This is a genomic window from Novosphingobium lindaniclasticum LE124 (assembly GCF_000445125.1).
GTDB classification, from domain to species: domain Bacteria; phylum Pseudomonadota; class Alphaproteobacteria; order Sphingomonadales; family Sphingomonadaceae; genus Novosphingobium; species Novosphingobium lindaniclasticum.
Genome location: NZ_ATHL01000123.1, coordinates 20,508 through 35,144 on the forward strand (window position 1 = coordinate 20,508; position 14,637 = coordinate 35,144).

Here is a 14,637-nt window from a genome sequence, read left to right on the forward strand (position 1 = left end):
AAATTTGCGCTGCGCGATCCTGCAACCGGGAACCACAGGAGAGGACAAGACTTTGTAATCGCCGCAGCTTCTTCTTGACCTTGGTTGCAGAAACGGACCATCTTCGCTTTCGTCGAGGATCACCTGGAGCCCGATGACTTTGCGAGCCGGAATCGATCGCCTTCTTCTCGTCCCGCTCGCGGCAGGCTTGCTGGCCTCTTGCGCGGCAGGCCCCGATTACAAGCCGCAGAGCGCCGGGCAACTGGGTGTGCCGGAGCAGTGGTCGGTCACTGCAGCAGCGCAGGCCGAAGATATAACGCGCTGGTGGCGCAACTTCGACGATCCCGTTTTGACGCAGCTCGTGGAACAGGCAGCGGCGGCGAACCTCGATCTGGAGCAGGCCCTCGCACGGCTGCGGCAAGCGCGCGAATCGCTGGTGATCAGCCGTGCCGCGCTGTTCCCCTCGCTCAGCGGCTCGGGAAGCGCCGGCCGCAGCGAGGCGCTGCGCGGCGGCGGCACGGCGATCACCTTGCCCGACGGCACCGTGACCCAGACCGGGGGCGGCGGTCGTTCCAGCCTCGCTCTCGGGCTCGACGCCAGCTACCAGCTCGACCTGTTCGGCGGAAATCGCCGCGCGGTGGAAGCGAGCCGGGCGCAGTTCGAATCTTCCGGGTTCGACTATGCCACCACTCTGCTGACGGTGGAGAGCGAAGTTGCGCGCAATTACGTGCTGGCGCGCGCTTACCAGGCGCAGCTTGCCAATGCCCGCGCCAGCCTGGCGATCCAGGACGAAAACCTCCAGATCGCCGAGTGGCGGGTTCTTGCCGGCCTGGTCTCCTCGGTGGATCAGGAGCAGGCCCGCGCAAGCCGGGCGCAGACCGCGGCGGGCATTCCGCAGATTGAGCAGCAATACAATGCCGCCGTGTCGCGGATCTCGGTCTTGACCGGCCAGGCGCCCGGCGGCGTGAAGCCGCTGCTTGAATCCGTCCGGCCGATCCCCAGGGGGCCGGGGCAGGTCGGCGCGGGCATCCCCGCCAACGTGCTGCGCCAGCGGCCGGACGTGCGCGCGGCGGAGCGCCAGCTGGCGGCCACGACCGCGCAGATCGGGGTGGCCAAGGCGCAGCTTTTGCCGCAGCTCACCATCAGCGGCAGCCTCGACACCAATGCCTCCGGCTTCGGCAGCCTGTTCGACACGATCACCGGCGGGCTGTTCGGCGGCATCAGCCAGGCGATCTTCAACGCCGGTCGCCTGGGCGCGCAGGTCCGCTCCAGCCGTGCGGCGGCGGACGGGGCTTTTGCGGCGTACAAATCCTCGGTCCTGGTGGCGCTGGAAGATATCGAGAACGCCGTGATCGCCCTGAGGTCCGCCGAGGAGCGCGAGCGGCAGTTCGCCATCGCCTTCGACGCCTCGAACAACTCCGCCCTGCTGGCGCGGGCGCAGTACCGCAGCGGGCTGACCGACTTCACCACGCTCAACACGCAGGAAAGCGCGCTGATCTCCGCGCGGAACGGTCTGGTCCAGGCCCGCTCGGACCGGGCCACCGCTCTGATCGCGCTTTACGACGCGCTCGGCGGCGGCTGGGATCCGACATCCGATTACACCGAGCTGGCAACCGAGCCCCGGGGAACCGACTGAAATGGCCGACGATAAACTCGATGAATTCCTGGGCGTGGAGAAGAAGCCGGTCTGGCGGCGCAAATGGGTGTTCTTGACCGGACTGGTGCTGCTGGTGCTGCTTTGCATCCTGCTCGCGCGCTGCCTCGGTCCGGCGGAGACGCAAAGCTATGCCACCACCAAGGCGGAGAGGGGCCGGTTGATCACCAGCGTCTCGGCCACCGGCAAGCTGGCGCCGACCAACCAGGTCACCGTGGGGTCGCAGCTATCCGGCCTCGTGGTGAAAGTGCTCGTCGACGTGAACGACCGGGTGACGGCGGGGCAGGTGCTGGCAGAGATCGATCCCGAGCAGATCGAGGACCAGATCCGGCAAGGCCAGGCGCAGCTCAATGCCAATCGCGCGCAAGTGGACCAGGCCCGGGCAACCGTCGCGGAATCGCAGGCTCAGCTTGCACGGTTGGAGGAAGTGTCGCGCCTCTCGGGCGGCAAGGTTCCTTCCAGGACCGAGCTTCAGGCAGGCCGGGCCGACGTTCAGCGCGCCGTTGCCGCATTGAAGACGGCGCAGGCCAACGTGGTCGCCGCAGAGGCCTCGCTGGCCCAGAACCAGACCCAGCGAGCACGGGCGCGGATCATCTCGCCGGTCTCCGGCGTCGTGCTGGCACGGCAGGTCGATCCCGGCCAGACCGTGGCCTCCTCGTTCAACACCCCGACGTTGTTCGTCATCGCCGAGGATCTCAGCCAGATGAAGCTGGAAGTGGCTATCGACGAAGCGGACGTCGGCACGGTGAAGGAAGGGCAGAGCGCCAACTTCACCGTCGATGCCTTCCCCGGTCAGACCTTCCCCGCGAAGATCACCCGGGTGGAGATCGCGTCCAACCTGACGGCCTCTTCGGCCGGCTCGTCCAGTTCCTCGACGAGCGCGACCAGCACCAGCGGCCAAGTGGTTTCCTATGCCGCCGATCTTTCCGTCGCCAATGCCGACTTCAAGCTGCGCCCCGGCATGACCGCCACGGCCGATATCGTCACCTCGGACAAGCGGAACGTCCTGCTGATCCCCAACGCGGCGCTTTCCTACACGCCGCAAGTAACCGGAAAGGCCAAGAAGGGCGGCGGCGTGACGGGTGCGATCAGCTTCCGACCACGCCGTGGCCAGCGTCCCCCAAAGAGCGCGACTCTCGACCGGGGATCGCGGCAGACCATCCATGTCCTCACGACGGAGGGTCAGCCGCAGGCCATCGAGATCGTCACCGGCAGCACCAACGGCCAGCAGACCGAAGTGCTTTCGGGCGGTCTGAAGCCCGGCATGCAGGTCATAACCGGCGAACTTGCCGGCACGGGAAGCTGAGGTCGCCGCGCATGGCCGGAACGGAATCGCCCGCAGCGCCCATCATCTCCCTGCGCGGGATCACCAAAGTGTTCGGCACCGGGGAGACGGCGTTTCGCGCGCTCAAGGGCGTCGATCTCGACATCGCGGCCGGGGACTTCGTGGCGGTCATGGGGCCGTCCGGGTCAGGCAAGTCGACCATGATGAACATTCTCGGCTGCCTGGATGTATCGACTTCGGGCGCCTTCCTGTTCCACGGCCACCATGTCGAGGATCTCGACCGCGACCAGCGGGCGCTGCTGCGGCGCAGATACCTGGGGTTCGTGTTCCAGGGCTTCAATCTGCTGGCGCGCACTTCCGCGCTGGAGAACGTCGAGCTGCCGCTGCTGTACCGGGGCGATGCCAAGCAGAACCGCCGCCAGGAAGCCATGGCCGCCCTCGAGAAGGTCGGCCTTGCCGACTGGGCCGGGCACACGCCGGGCGAGCTTTCCGGCGGCCAGCAGCAGCGCGTCGCCATCGCCCGCGCCATCGTCACCAACCCGGAGATCCTGCTGGCGGACGAGCCGACCGGCAACCTCGACAGCCAGCGCTCCGTGGAGATCATGGAATTCCTTGCCACGCTCAACCGCGATTCCGGAATCACCGTGCTGATGGTCACCCATGAGCCGGACATGGCCGAATATGCCCGCCGCATCGTCCACTTCAAGGACGGGCTGATCGACCGGATCGAAGAGGCCGGTCGGCGTCCCGAGGCGATGGGCGGAACAACCGGCGGAGTGACCGGCTGATGCTGGGCACGATCCTTCTTCTCGCGCTGCGCTCCATCCGGCGGCACGTCCTGCGTTCCTTGCTGACGATGCTGGGTATCGTCATCGGCGTGGCAGCCGTCGTCTCGATGGTCACGCTCGGCAAGGCGACCACGGCGGCCGTCACCCAGCAGATCGCGGCGCTGGGCACCAACATTCTTCAGGTCCGCCCTGGCCAGGGGTTCGGACGCGGCGGTGGCGGCCCGGCGCCGCGCGACTTCGAACCGGCCGATATCATGGCGATCCGCCAGCAGGTGGGCGGCGTCACGGCCGTCGCGCCCCAGGCCTCTGCCAGCGGCACGGCGATCTACGAGGGCGCCAACTGGTCGACGACGATCAACGGCACCACTTCGGATTTCTTCAAGATCCAACCCTGGCCGTTGCAAACCGGGCGATCGTTCAACGAGGACGAGGAAACGGCGGGCAAATCTGTCTGCATCATCGGCTCCACAGTGAGCACCAACCTGTTCCGGGGCGCGGATCCGATCGGCAAGCGCTTTCGCATCGGCGAGGTGTCCTGCGACGTGATCGGCCTCCTTACCACCAAGGGCCAGGCCGGGTTCGGCGGAGACCAGGACGATATCGTCATCATGCCGATCAAGACGGTGCAGCGCCGCTTCCTCGGCACGACCGCGATCCGCACGATCCTGGTCGGCGTGGACCAGAACTATTCCACCGAGCAGGTCCAGCAGACTTTGACCCGGCTGCTGCGCGAACGCCGCCACATCACCGAAGGCAAGGACGACGATTTCAACATTTTCGACACCAAGCAGATATCCGACACCCTGACGCAGACGACGACGATGCTGACCCGGATCGTCGCTGCGGTCGCCGCGATCAGCCTGGTCGTGGGCGGGATCGGCATCATGAACATCATGCTGGTCTCGGTGACGGAGCGTACGCGCGAAATCGGCATACGTCTCGCCATCGGCGCCGTCGCCAGCGAGGTCCTGCTGCAGTTCCTGGTGGAAGCCGTCGTGCTGTCGTGCCTCGGCGGGCTGATCGGACTGCTGCTGGCGCAACTGGTGGTAGGCGTGGCGACGCCGTTGATGGACCTGCCCTGGATATTTGATCCGGCCGTGAATCTCGGCGCTTTTGCGGTGTCCGCCGCGATCGGCGTGATCTTCGGCTATTTCCCGGCCAGACGCGCGGCCAGCCTCAATCCCATCGACGCACTTCGCCACGAGTGACGCGGTCGAAGCCCGCGGGCACGGCTCCACGCTGCGTCATTCCGCCGAAAACGGCCCCGGCGCATTTGGTCCGCGTGAACGCGTCCGGACGGTCTGCAAGCGCCCCATTGCGGACATACAAAATCCGTGCATTCTTGCGCCATGGATCAGAAACGGCGCTGGATTATGCCACTTTTGTCAGTCGCTATGCTGGCAGTTAGCCTCATTACATTATTCCAGAATAGGCCGGCTGTATATTACGCAGCATGCATAATTGGACTTCCCAATGCGACTCTTCCGGAGGCCTTGTCTCCAAAGGACGTTGGCTGTGCAATTCTAGGGGAAAGGCGCGCGTACTCTGGCAAGGTAATGACTGGAGGCGAGGCGGCGGCTTTTCACACCGAGACAGGTGAACATGCGTCGTTTCATTGCCCCAAGTACGGATGTGGCGAAGATCTTGAGCGCCAGCTTAGCCTAAATTCATCCGCTACCTGCCCCCATAGTCGGGCCACTGCCGGGATTGCGTATGCGGAAATCGAGGGATGGATGGCCTCATATCCTGGAGATTTTGGACATTTAAACGCGTTTCCCAACGAATTTTTTGCATCTCAAGTAATTAAGGTTGGGCCAGCGCCTCCTTCTTACATCCGTCAGATCGAAAAAAAGCTTCAGGAGCACGATGCATGCATTTGATGGCTGCTTCCCACCCATCCCGGCCATTCGGCGAGCCGAAGTTGTCCACGCTGCGTAGCGCAGGGCCATGTTGCAATTGTTTTTCAAGATGCTGCAATCTTGAGGTCGTCAGTGGTCGTTGCGGCTCCAGTAAAGAGCTGGCGATATCTTTGTGCCGGTGTTGAACGGCATGTCTTGCGAGTGTAACAATTTCATTCGATAGCACGCTCGATAGAAATATCGGCGTTCGTCTGCCGCCGGGCCACAGTCAGGAGTGGCCTTGCAGCCTACCGGGCGCTTGGAAAATGCGGGAGAGCTGCGGCTTTTCCCTTGGGCGTGTGATGGCGGGCATCGACCCTCCATCGCCACTTCCGCCTCCTGTCCTGAAAGTCCACCGAGAGCGGCAGGAGGCGGAAAAACCAGGCGCGGAGGCCTTGCCGCTGATCACTTTCGTCCCGGTCGATAATCGGAATTTCGCGCTGCCGGGCAGGTGCGCAGCGCTTTGAACGCTGCGGCATATCTGGCAAGCTGACCGCGTCGGCAGGCGCGGCACGGGCAGAGTGCCGACCGGCGATTTCACACCGCCCGGTGACAGGGCGGGCACGACCGGAAGGAGAACGACATGGACGCCAAGACCAGTGGTTGCCCGATGAAAGGCACGCCGATACGTTCGCTCTTGGGCCGCACCAATCGCGACTGGTGGCCCAACCAGCTGTCCCTCGACATCCTGCCCCAGGGCGGCGCGAATCCTCTGGGCGACGACTTCGACTATGCCGAAGCCTTCAAGTCGCTCGACTATGCGGCGGTGAAGGCCGATCTTGCCGCACTGATGACCGACAGCCAGCCCTGGTGGCCGGCGGACTACGGTCACTACGGCCCGTTTTTCATTCGCATGGCCTGGCACAGCGCGGGCACCTATCGCACCGGCGACGGGCGCGGCGGCGCCTCTTCGGGCAACCAGCGGTTCGCGCCGCTCAACTCCTGGCCGGACAATGCCAATCTTGACAAGGCGCGCCGCCTGCTCTGGCCGATCAAGCAGAAGTACGGCGCCAAGCTCTCCTGGGCGGACCTGCTGATCCTGACCGGCAACGTCGCCATCGAATCCATGGGCGGGCCGACCTTCGGCTTCGGCGGCGGGCGCGAGGACGTGTTCGAGCCGGAGAAAGACGTCTACTGGGGCACCGAGGAGGAGTGGGTCGGCCAGGGCGCGGAAACGCGCATCCAGCCGGACAAGGAGATGGTCCTCGAAAACCCGCTGGCGGCGATCCAGATGGGCCTCATCTACGTCAATCCGGAAGGCCCCGGCGGCGATCCCGATCCCGTCGGGTCGGCCCGCGACATCCGCGAGACGTTCGCGCGCATGGGCATGAACGACGAGGAAACCGCCGCGCTCACCGCGGGCGGCCACACCTTCGGCAAGTGCCACGGCGCGGGCGACGCGGCCAAGGTCGGCGCCGAACCGGAAGGCGCGGACATCGCCCAGCAGGGTCTTGGCTGGCAGAGCGGCCATGAAAGCGGCTTCGGTGATCACACGATCACCTCAGGCCTGGAAGGTGCCTGGACGCCGACGCCGACCAAGTGGGACATGAGCTTCCTGCACATGCTGCTCGACTACGAATACGAACTGGTGCGCAGCCCGGCGGGTGCGCAGCAGTGGCAGCCGATCGACCAGAAGCCCGAAGACATGGCGCCCGGCGCGCACAGCCCCGAGCGTCGCGTGCCGACGATGATGACCACCGCCGACATGGCCTTCAAGGTCGATCCCGAATACCGCAAGATCATGGAGCGCTTCCGCGCCGATCCCGACTATTTCGCGGATGCTTTCGCACGGGCCTGGTTCAAGCTCTGCCACCGCGACATGGGGCCGAAGGCGCGCTACCTTGGGCCGGAAGTTCCCGAGGAAGACCTGCTCTGGCAGGATCCGATTCCGACCGCGAACGGCCCTGCGATCACCGGGGAGGACATCGCCGCGCTCAAGCAGAAGGTTCTCGGCTCGGGCCTCTCGGTGGCGGAACTGGTTTCCACCGCCTGGGCTTCCGCGTCGACCTATCGCGGATCGGACCATCGTGGCGGCGCCAATGGTGGCCGCATCCGCCTTGCCCCACAAAAGGACTGGGACGTGAACGAGCCTGAGAAGCTCGCCAAGGTCCTCAAGGTCTACGAGGGCATCAAGGACGCATTCGATGGCGGCGCCTCTGGCCGGAAAGTCTCGATCGCGGATCTGATCGTGCTCGGCGGCGGCGCCGGTATCGAGAAGGCGGCGGCCGATGCCGGAACGCCGGTCGATGTGCCTTTCTCACCCGGGCGTACCGACGCTTCTCAGGATCAGACCGACGTGGAAGGCTTCGCCGTGCTCGAGCCGAAAGTGGACGGCTTCCGCAACTACCTCCAGGTGTCGTTCACGGTGCCGACCGAGGAACTGCTGATCGACCGCGCGCAGCTTCTGGGCCTCAGCGCGCCTGAAATGACGGTGCTCGTCGGGGGCTTGCGCGTGCTTGGAGCCAACCACGGCGGCAAGCAGGACGGCGTGTTCACGGACCGGCCGGGTCAGCTTACCAATGACTTCTTCGTCAATCTGCTCGACATGGGCACGGCGTGGAAGCAGGTGGACGATGCGGCGGACGAGACCTTCACCGGCACCGACCGTGCATCCAACCAGACGAAATGGACGGCGACGCGGACGGACCTTGTGTTCGGCTCCAACTCGCAGCTTCGCGCGCTCAGCGAGGTCTATGCCGCTTCGGATGGCGGGCCGAGGTTCCTCAAGGACTTCGTGTCGGCCTGGACCAAGGTGATGAACGCGGATCGCTTCGATCTGGCATGAGTACAAGGGCTTCAGCGCAACTTTCGCGAAGCATATAAAGATATCTTTATATTTGCGTCGCGAAAGCTGACGGGGTAGGGACGATGCATTCGAGACGCCGGGCTTCAGGTCCGGCGTCTCCCGTAACGTCCAACGTACCAGGAGCTTCCCGTGGCCACTGCCCAGATCGCCCACGACTACGCCATCACCGATATTGCGCTCGCCGATTTCGGCCGTACCGAGATCAACATCGCCGAAACCGAAATGCCGGGCCTGATGGCGCTGCGCGAGGAATTCGGCGCGTCGCAGCCGCTCAAGGGTGCGCGCATCACCGGCTCGCTGCACATGACGATCCAGACCGCCGTGCTGATCGAGACGCTGGTCGCGCTCGGCGCCGACGTGCGCTGGGCCACCTGCAACATCTTCTCGACCCAGGACCACGCCGCCGCCGCCATCGCCGCCGCCGGCATCCCGGTTTACGCGATCAAGGGTGAATCGCTGGCCGATTACTGGGACTACGTCGGCAAGATCTTCGACTGGTCGACCGAGGAAAACCCTGACCTCACCGCCAACCTGATCCTCGACGACGGCGGCGACGCCACCATGTTCGCGCTCTGGGGCGCACGCGTCGAAGCCGGTGAGCCGCTGTTCGAGCCCACCAATGCCGAGGAAATCGAGTTCGTCCGCGCGCTGAACGCCTTCCTCAAGGCGAAGCCCGGCTACCTGACCGCCTCGGTCAAGGCCATCAAGGGCGTTTCGGAAGAGACCACCACCGGCGTTCACCGCCTCTATCACCTCGCCAAGGACGGCAAGCTGCCGTTCCCCGCGATCAACGTGAACGATTCGGTCACCAAGTCGAAGTTCGACAACCTCTACGGCTGCAAGGAATCGCTGGTTGACGCGATCCGCCGCGCGACGGACGTGATGCTGGCCGGCAAGGTCGCTTGCGTTGCCGGGTTCGGCGACGTCGGCAAGGGCTCGGCCGCTTCGCTCCGCAACGGCGGCGCCCGCGTGATGGTCACTGAAATCGATCCGATCTGCGCCCTTCAGGCCGCCATGGAAGGCTATGAAGTCGTCACCATGGAAGACGCCGTGAAGCGCTGCGACATCTTCGTCACCGCCACCGGCAACGAAGCCGTCATCACCGGCGAGCACATGGAAGCCATGCGCGACAAGGCGATCGTCTGCAACATCGGCCACTTCGACAGCGAGATCCAGATCTCGGCGCTCGACAACTACGACTGGAAGGAAGTCAAGCCGGGCACCGACCTCGTCACCTTCCCGGACGGCAAGCAGATCATCGTGCTCGCCAAGGGCCGTCTGGTGAACCTGGGCTGCGCCACCGGCCACCCCAGCTTCGTCATGTCGTCGAGCTTCACCAACCAGACGCTGGCGCAGATCGAACTCTACACCCGCAACGATGCGTACAAGAACGAAGTCTATGTGCTGCCCAAGCACCTCGACGAGAAGGTCGCCGCGCTCCACCTCGAAAAGCTGGGCGTGAAGCTCACCAAGCTTTCGAAGAAGCAGGCCGACTACATCGGCGTGCCGGAAGCCGGCCCGTTCAAGCCGGACCACTATCGTTATTGATGGGTAGGGCCTTTATTGGCTAACGATGGGGAGAGTGCCGCAATCGTGGCGCTCTCCCATTGTGTTTATGGCTTCCCCGCATCATAGCCGTGGGTGAATGGACCAGGATCGCCTCGTACCCCTCCTGATCGGCCTTCTGCTCGCTGCCTGGATGATGGCGGCGGCTTGGGCCGTGCTGACCGCCCGCAGCCGCCAGAAGCGGGCCGAGAACCAGCTTCGCTCAGCCCGCAGGCTGGGCCGCATGGTCGAGGAATCGCCCGCGCTGCCGCTGCTCGTTCGCTCCGACGGGCGAATCGAGGCGAGTCCGCGCCTGGCGCAGTGGCTCGGGCTGGACGGGGTTCCGCAGTTCCTCTCGGAACTCGACACCGGCGAGCGTGGCCTTCCCACGGCGAAGCTGGAGGAACTGACCGAGGCGGTGCGCCGCACCCAGAAGACCGCCGCGCCTTTCCGCATGGTGCTGACGCCGCGCGGTTCGTCCCGATCGCTGGCGCTGCGCGGCCATCTGGCCGATCCGCAGATTTCGCCCGGCGGGGCGGCGTTGGTCTGGGTCTTCGACTTTTCCGACAGCGAAACCGAACTCACCCGCCTGCGCGACGAAGCCTCGCGGGCGAAGGGGGATTTCACCGCGCTCGTCTCGCTGATCGAAGCGGCGCCGATGCCGATGTGGTTCCGCCGTCCGGACGGCGAGCTGCAACTGGTGAACTCGGCCTATGTCGCAGCCGTAGGCGGAGACAGCGCGCAGGGGGTGGTCGCCAGCGGCACCGAACTGATCGAGAACGTCGATGGCCTCACTCCCGCGCAAGTGGCGCGCGCCGCGTCCGACAAGGGCGCGCCGATCCAGCGCATCGTGTCGACCACGATCAACGGCCAGCGCCGCGCGATGCGGGTCAGCGACCTGCCGCTGGGCGAGGACGGGGTGGCCGGCTATGCCGTCGACATCGAAGACCTCGAAGAAATGTCGCGCTCGTTCCGCGCGTTCCGCGAGGCGCAGCGCGGGCTGCTGGACCAGCTTTCTGCCGGCGTCGCCCAGTTCGACGCCAGGAAGCGTCTGACCTTCGCCAACCAGCCGTTCCAGCGCCTGTTCAAACTCCCGGCTAGCACGCTTCAGGACTTGCCCGCATTCGAGCGTCTGCTGGATGCCGCGCGCGATGCTGGTCGCGTGCCCGAAGCGCGCGACTTCCCGGCGTGGCGGCGTGAGAAGGCCGCCTGGTTCGCCTCGGGTGAGGCGAGCGAGGAAGCCTGGACCCTGGCGGACGGCACGCATCTGCGCATCGTCGCCCAGCCGGTGCCGGACGGCGGGCTGATGCTGATCGCGGAGGATCGCACCGAGCAGCTGCGCCTGTCCGCCGTTCGCGACACCCTGCTGCGCACGCGGACGGCCACGTTCGACAGCCTGTTCGAATCCATCGCGGTCTTCGCGCCGGACGGACGTTTGCAGATATGGAACCGCCGTTTCGCTGCCGATTGGGGCCTGGACAGCGACTTCCTCGACACCCATCCGCACATGCAGGACCTGCTCAAGAAGATCGCGCCGCACCTCCAGCGCCCGGCTGAGGCGGAGACGGTCGGCGGCGTCGTGCGCAGCGCCACGCTGGATCGCATGCAGAAGGGCGGTCGTATCGCTCTGGCCGATGGGCGCATGCTGGAATTCGCGGGCGTGCCGCTACCCGATGGCAACGGGCTGCTGGCCGTGCTCGACATCACCGATTCGCAGAAGGCCGAGGCAGCCTTGCGCGAAAGCAATGCCGCACTGATCGAAGCGGATGCGATCAAGACGCGTTTTCTGGCCAAGATGAGCTACGAACTGCGCACGCCGCTCACCTCGATCGGCGGTTTCGCGGAACTGCTGGAGGCTGGCGTCGGCGGCGACTTGTCCGAGAGCGGCCGGGACTATGTCGGCGCAATCCTGACGTCGGTGGAGCAACTGGGCGATCATATCGATAGCCTGCTGGACTTGTCGCAGAGCGAGGCGGGCCTGCTGCCGCTCAAGAAGGAAGAGATCGATCCGATGCCTTTCGTCCGCTCCGTGGTGGAGGAGCGCGCCTCGCGGCTGCAGAAGGCGGGCCTTGAACTCGACCTTCAGGCGAGCGGGCTGCTGCGCCCGATTTCGGGCGATCGCAAGCGGCTCGCGCGCGCGCTGGGGCATCTGGTGGACAATGCCATTGCCGCATCTCGGCGAGGAGAGCGCATCCGGGTGCAGCTTGGCCGCCGCAAGTCGGGCGGCGAGGAATGGCTTCAAATTCTCGTGCAGGACCAGGGCGCAGGCATGGACAGCCGCAGCGTCGCCCTGGCGCTGGACGGCATGAAGGCCAGTGCGGACGGCAAGTCGGTGGAGCGCAGCCAGGGCCTGGGCCTGCCGCTCGCGCGCCAGCTTGTGGAGGCCCATGGCGGGGCGCTGCGTCTCGTTTCAGAGCCCGGCAAGGGCACCAGCGCTTTGGTGGAGCTTCCGTGAAGATTGCATTGCCCGATCTCGCCGCGATGGAGCGCTTCGGCCGCGCGATTGCCGATCATCTTCGCGCGGACGACGTCGTGGCGCTCACCGGCGGCCTCGGCGCGGGCAAGACCACGCTTGCCCGGTCGATCATCGCCGGCCTGGGGCACGAAGGCGAAGTGCCGTCGCCCAGCTTCGCCATCATCGAAGTCTACGATCCGCCGCTGTCCGGTCGGTCGGGAGTGCGTCTGCCGCTGGTCCATGCCGACTTCTACCGGCTCAAGGATCCTTCGGAAGCCGACGAAATCGGCCTCGACGACTATCGCCAGGGCGCGGCCCTGATCGCCGAGTGGCCGGACCATGCCGGCGGCTTCGCACATGAGCCGGGCTGCCTCTCAATCGCGCTGGAAGTTGCGGATGAGGGACGGATCGCCATTGTCGAGCCGGGCGCACATTGGGTAGGGCGGGAGCCGAAATGAGCACGAATCTTCCCGCCGATCTCGAATCCTTCCTTGCCCAGGCCGGCTGGGCGAGGGCCCGCATCGAACCGCTTGCCGGAGACGCCTCGTTCCGGCGCTACTTCCGCGTGACCCGCGCCGATGGCGAGACGGCGATGCTGATGGACGCCCCGCCGCCCAACGAGGACCCGACGCCGTTCCTGCGCGCCGCGCGCTGGCTGGACCTCAACGGACTGCGGGCACCGCGCATCCTGGCGGACCGGGTCGACCGGGGCCTCGTCCTCATCGAGGACTTCGGCCATGCCCGCATGCGCGATTACCTGGACCAGTGGCCGGACGACGAAGCGGCGGTCTACAAGGGTGCGGTAGAGGTACTGGCGCAGCTGCGTGAACTGCCGCCGGGGCCTTTTCTCGACTATTCGCTAAGCGAATACTTGCGCGAAGTGCGGCTGTTCGTCGAATGGTATTGCGCGGCGCAGTATCTCGATGTCGATGCCGCCGGGTTCATCTCCGCCTGGGAGGCGGTGCTGGGCGAACTGCTGCCCCGCCAGCGCCCCGGCGTCACCGTGCTGCGCGACTATCATGCCGAGAACATCATGCTGCTCGGCGCGCTGGAGAAGCAAGGCCTGCTGGATTTCCAGGACGCGCTGATCGGGCATCCCGCCTACGACCTCGTCTCGCTGCTCCAGGATGCCCGCCGCGATGTTTCGCCCGAACTGGAGGCCGAGATGTTCGATCACTACATCCAGGCGACCGGCGCCGATCCCGAAACATTCCTGGCCGATTATGCCCGTCTCGGCGCGCAGCGGAACCTCAAGATCGTCGGCATCTTCGTGCGTCTCTGGCGGCGTGACGGCAAGCCGCGCTATCTGGACCTGATCCCGCGCGTCTGGGCCCTGCTCGAACGCGATCTCGCCCATCCGGCGCTGGAGCCGGTGGCGCGCTGGTTCGACGCCAACATTCCCGATCATCTGCGCGCAGCGAATGGCGGGAGCTACGCCGTATGAGCGGGGGGAAGCTGGCCAGCGATACGGCGATGGTGCTTTCCGCCGGCCTGGGCAAGCGCATGCGCCCGCTCACCGCCACCCAGCCCAAGCCGCTGGTGCGGGTAGCGGGCAAGTCGCTGATCGACCACGCGCTCGACAAGCTCGACGCGGCGGGGATCGAGAAGGCGGTGGTCAATGTCCACTACCTGGCCGACGCATTGGAGGGTCACTTCAAGGCCCGCCGCCAGGGGCCGCAGGTCACCGTCTCCGACGAGCGCGCCCAGTTGCTGGAAACCGGCGGCGGCATGGTCAGGGCCGCGCCGCTGCTGCCCGAGACGTTCTTCTGCCTCAACAGCGACAATATCTGGCTCGATGGGCCGGTGGACGTGTTCCACGAACTCTCCCGTGCCTGGGACGAAGAGCGCATGGACGCGCTGTTGCTCGTGGTGCCGCATACGCGGGCGATGCATCACGAAGGTGCGGGCGACTTTCACCTCGATGCCTTGGGCCGGATATCCCGCCGCAAGCCGGGCTATGTCGCGCCGTTCATCTACATGGGCATCCAGATCGTTTCGAAGCGCCTGCTGCGCGACGCGCCGGAAGGCCCGTTCTCGACCAATGTCCTGTGGAACCGCGCGATCGATGAGGGCCGCCTCTACGGTGTTTCCCATACCGGCCTGTGGTTCGAAGTGGGCGAGCCAGGCGCCATCAAGCCGACCGAGGAATGGCTGACCCGTGCCTGAGAGGCTGTTTGAAAATCCGCGTGAAGCGGATTTTGGCGGCACCAGCCCACGCCCTTATCCG

Annotated in this window: 10 protein-coding genes; all 10 read left to right on the forward strand. The window is 65.6% G+C overall.

The annotated features are described in order from the left end of the window. The first annotated feature begins 133 nt into the window (after positions 1-133). The 10 genes from L284_RS41925 (at position 134) to L284_RS41970 (ending at position 14,576) form a co-directional block, all read left to right on the forward strand. Positions 134-1,615, forward strand: a complete 1,482-nt coding sequence (locus L284_RS41925; protein WP_021235396.1) for an efflux transporter outer membrane subunit — start codon at positions 134-136, stop codon at positions 1,613-1,615. 1 nt (position 1,616) lies between these two features. Next, positions 1,617-2,939 carry an efflux RND transporter periplasmic adaptor subunit gene (locus L284_RS41930; protein WP_021235397.1) on the forward strand — a complete coding sequence of 441 codons (1,323 nt, stop codon included), beginning with the start codon at positions 1,617-1,619 and terminating at the stop codon, positions 2,937-2,939. Positions 2,940-2,950: 11 nt separating this feature from the next. Then, positions 2,951-3,706, forward strand: a complete 756-nt coding sequence (locus L284_RS41935; protein WP_021235398.1) for an ABC transporter ATP-binding protein — start codon at positions 2,951-2,953, stop codon at positions 3,704-3,706. After that, on the forward strand, positions 3,706-4,914 hold the full coding sequence (locus L284_RS41940) for an ABC transporter permease (RefSeq protein ID WP_021235399.1): 1,209 nt from the start codon (positions 3,706-3,708) through the stop codon (positions 4,912-4,914). Before L284_RS41935 ends, L284_RS41940 begins: the two co-directional genes overlap by 1 nt. A 1,273-nt stretch (positions 4,915-6,187) precedes the next feature. Then, positions 6,188-8,389, forward strand: coding sequence for a catalase/peroxidase HPI (gene katG / locus L284_RS41945; protein WP_031342870.1), 2,202 nt, complete (start codon positions 6,188-6,190; stop codon positions 8,387-8,389). Positions 8,390-8,539: 150 nt separating this feature from the next. Next, positions 8,540-9,958 carry an adenosylhomocysteinase gene (gene ahcY, locus L284_RS41950; protein WP_021235401.1) on the forward strand — a complete coding sequence of 473 codons (1,419 nt, stop codon included), beginning with the start codon at positions 8,540-8,542 and terminating at the stop codon, positions 9,956-9,958. A 97-nt stretch (positions 9,959-10,055) separates the two neighbouring features. Beyond that, positions 10,056-12,410 (forward strand): sensor histidine kinase, encoded by a 2,355-nt coding sequence (locus tag L284_RS41955; RefSeq protein WP_021235402.1) that lies wholly within the window; start codon positions 10,056-10,058, stop codon positions 12,408-12,410. Then, positions 12,407-12,868, forward strand: coding sequence for a tRNA (adenosine(37)-N6)-threonylcarbamoyltransferase complex ATPase subunit type 1 TsaE (gene tsaE / locus L284_RS41960; protein ID WP_021235403.1), 462 nt, complete (start codon positions 12,407-12,409; stop codon positions 12,866-12,868). The genes L284_RS41955 and tsaE overlap by 4 nt, the downstream gene beginning before the upstream one ends. Further along, positions 12,865-13,854 carry an aminoglycoside phosphotransferase family protein gene (locus tag L284_RS41965; RefSeq protein WP_021235404.1) on the forward strand — a complete coding sequence of 330 codons (990 nt, stop codon included), beginning with the start codon at positions 12,865-12,867 and terminating at the stop codon, positions 13,852-13,854. The genes tsaE and L284_RS41965 overlap by 4 nt, the downstream gene beginning before the upstream one ends. Further along, positions 13,851-14,576 (forward strand): nucleotidyltransferase family protein, encoded by a 726-nt coding sequence (locus L284_RS41970; RefSeq protein ID WP_021235405.1) that lies wholly within the window; start codon positions 13,851-13,853, stop codon positions 14,574-14,576. The genes L284_RS41965 and L284_RS41970 overlap by 4 nt, the downstream gene beginning before the upstream one ends. The last annotated feature ends 61 nt before the right edge of the window (positions 14,577-14,637 follow it).

Excerpts from the sequence above, each read along its gene's own strand:
- L284_RS41925 (WP_021235396.1), top strand. The coding sequence starts at position 134 with ATGACTTTGCGAGCCGGAATCGATCGCCTTCTTCTCGTCCCGCTCGCG.
- L284_RS41930 (WP_021235397.1), top strand. The coding sequence starts at position 1,617 with ATGGCCGACGATAAACTCGATGAATTCCTGGGCGTGGAGAAGAAGCCG.
- L284_RS41935 (WP_021235398.1), top strand. The coding sequence starts at position 2,951 with ATGGCCGGAACGGAATCGCCCGCAGCGCCCATCATCTCCCTGCGCGGG.
- L284_RS41940 (WP_021235399.1), top strand. The coding sequence starts at position 3,706 with ATGCTGGGCACGATCCTTCTTCTCGCGCTGCGCTCCATCCGGCGGCAC.
- katG (WP_031342870.1), top strand. The coding sequence starts at position 6,188 with ATGGACGCCAAGACCAGTGGTTGCCCGATGAAAGGCACGCCGATACGT.
- L284_RS41955 (WP_021235402.1), top strand. The coding sequence starts at position 10,056 with ATGGACCAGGATCGCCTCGTACCCCTCCTGATCGGCCTTCTGCTCGCT.
- L284_RS41965 (WP_021235404.1), top strand. The coding sequence starts at position 12,865 with ATGAGCACGAATCTTCCCGCCGATCTCGAATCCTTCCTTGCCCAGGCC.
- L284_RS41970 (WP_021235405.1), top strand. The coding sequence starts at position 13,851 with ATGAGCGGGGGGAAGCTGGCCAGCGATACGGCGATGGTGCTTTCCGCC.